Raw genomic sequence first — 2,075 nt, forward strand, 5'->3', positions numbered from 1 at the left:
CAAAATCCAATTTTTGCCCAATGGGTGATTTCTTTAAACCTTGTCCTAGCAGGGCTAAGGCTGGGTTTAAAAAATCGCCAAGTGGGTGAAAAGTGGGTTTCTGATGATTGTTCCTATTTATGCAAAGGTCTCTTATAATTCTGTTGATTTGTGCTGTGACTTTTTAGAAGATTTGACTAATCATAATAAAGGGCTTAATCATTCATTTTTTGATTATACGGAAAGTAAGATGACAAAGAATGAGTGGGTAGAATTTTTATTACTTGAAACAATTAGAAATGAAGTTGTTGATGATGAAGTCGCAATGATGATCCCTAGTCTACAGCACTCAATGAAACAAGTAATGTCATCTAACCTTTGGGATGAGTGTGGTAATGGGAATATAGATAATTTTCACACAACTTGGTTGAGGAGACTGCTAAAATCATTAAATAAAGACAACGATATTATTGAGTATAGAAAAACTAAGCCTTGGTTTACTTCTATTACATCAAATTCACTAAACTCACTCTTAACAACAGTAGGCGGTGTTTATCGTGCATATGGTCATTTTTTAATCACCGAAAGTTGGGTGGCGCCTCATTTTACCAAAATGCTAATTGGCATGGAAAATGTTGGTTTAACAAGTAAAGATACACAATTATATTTTATAGCTCACAAAACAATTGATCCTTTTCATGCGGCAGAAATGTTATCTGGTATTAGGAAAATGAAACCTCAACTAGAAAAAAAAGAGTTAAAAGAGATTGTTTCGGGAGCATGTCAAGCTGTTGCAGCTGGTTCTGTTATGTATGATGAACTTGAAAAATATTTCAATGAGGGTGCTTTATGAGTATTCAATATTTTCTTTTATTTTTTGGCTTAATGTTTCCTTTAGTATTTAGCCCAGGACCAGCTAATATAGTGTTTGCCATGTCAGGTATAAGACAAGGAGTTAGGGGATCAATCCCGTTGATAATAGGAGTGGATTTGGTTTTTATTATTTACTCATTGCTAATAGGTTTTGGTTTGGGTGAAATATTGCAATTATATCCAAGTTTGATTTTTATACTTCAATTGCTTGGTTCTTTATATATCGTCTATTTAGCTTACAAGTTTATAAGAAGCGACAAAAAAGAGACAGATTCTAACAACCAGACCTTTACTTTCAAAGACGGGGTTATACTGCAAATGTTAAACCCTAAAGGATGGACAATGTTATTTTTAATGTTCTCCACATTGCTTGACGGTAGTTTTAATTATAATGCTCAGATTGTTGCTCTTGTTATTATGTTGGCAATATTAAATATTTCGACTCATTTTATTTGGGTAACTGCTGGCAATCATATTTCTAGATGGACAGATAACAAAAGAATAGAAAAAATGCTAAATTATTTTTTTTCTGGATCATTACTTATAGTTGCTATATGGCTTTTATTACAATTAGAGTTGCCAATATAAAGCACCTAACAAAAGCATCCAGCGGACAGTTAAAAGCGGCGTTTCGCTACGCTACACTCTGCTTTTAACTGCCGCTGATGCTAGGCGTTATGTTTAAATTAGGAATTGATAGATGAAGAATCAGACGTTGACAATAAGAAAGATTGTAAAACAATTAAACACGGACAGAGGCTTCTGGTTGCCTAATATTCAACGGAACTTTGTATGGAAGGAAGAACAAACAGAAAGACTGTTTGACTCTTTAATGAGAGATTATCCCATAGGTACACTTTTAGTTTGGAAGACCAATAGCAATATAAAACATAGAAAATTTATAGATATATACAAAACGGGAATAAATTTTACTGATTACTATGTACCTGAAAATAATTATTGCACGCCCATTCAAGTTCCAAGTGCAACTTTTTACCCCTAAAAAAGAGCAAGATACCTTAGGTATGATGTGCTCTTTTCTAGAACAAGTAAAAAGGAGCAAAAATGAACCAATACAAGCATCTTGCACAAGAGCAACGATACCATACTTAGTCAACCCTTAAAAACCACACAACAAATTGATTTATAACAATAAAACCAACAATAACCATAGACAAATCAACCAACTTTTGCTAAAATACCTCTTATTTCTTGGTCGTTTT

The 2,075-nt window shown here is 33.3% G+C and carries 3 protein-coding genes; all 3 read left to right on the forward strand.

Going from position 1 to position 2,075, the window contains the following annotated elements; genetic code table 11:
- The first annotated feature begins 103 nt into the window (after positions 1 to 103).
- The 3 genes from BBROOKSOX_RS10395 to BBROOKSOX_RS10405 all read left to right on the forward strand — a co-directional run bounded on the left by BBROOKSOX_RS10395 (position 104) and on the right by BBROOKSOX_RS10405 (position 1,855).
- Positions 104 to 832: an iron-containing redox enzyme family protein gene (locus tag BBROOKSOX_RS10395; RefSeq protein ID WP_139661702.1), complete on the forward strand. Its 729-nt coding sequence runs from the start codon at positions 104 to 106 to the stop codon at positions 830 to 832.
- The gene (locus BBROOKSOX_RS10400) at positions 829 to 1,440 is read left to right on the forward strand and encodes a LysE family translocator (RefSeq protein ID WP_257607861.1); all 612 of its coding nucleotides are present in this window, start codon (positions 829 to 831) and stop codon (positions 1,438 to 1,440) included. Before BBROOKSOX_RS10395 ends, BBROOKSOX_RS10400 begins: the two co-directional genes overlap by 4 nt.
- 112 nt (positions 1,441 to 1,552) lie before the next feature.
- Positions 1,553 to 1,855 carry a GmrSD restriction endonuclease domain-containing protein gene (locus BBROOKSOX_RS10405; RefSeq protein WP_139661703.1) on the forward strand — a complete coding sequence of 101 codons (303 nt, stop codon included), beginning with the start codon at positions 1,553 to 1,555 and terminating at the stop codon, positions 1,853 to 1,855.
- The last annotated feature ends 220 nt before the right edge of the window (positions 1,856 to 2,075 follow it).

This window comes from bacterium endosymbiont of Bathymodiolus sp. 5 South, assembly GCF_900128535.1.
Classification (GTDB): Bacteria; Pseudomonadota; Gammaproteobacteria; order PS1; family Pseudothioglobaceae; genus Thiodubiliella.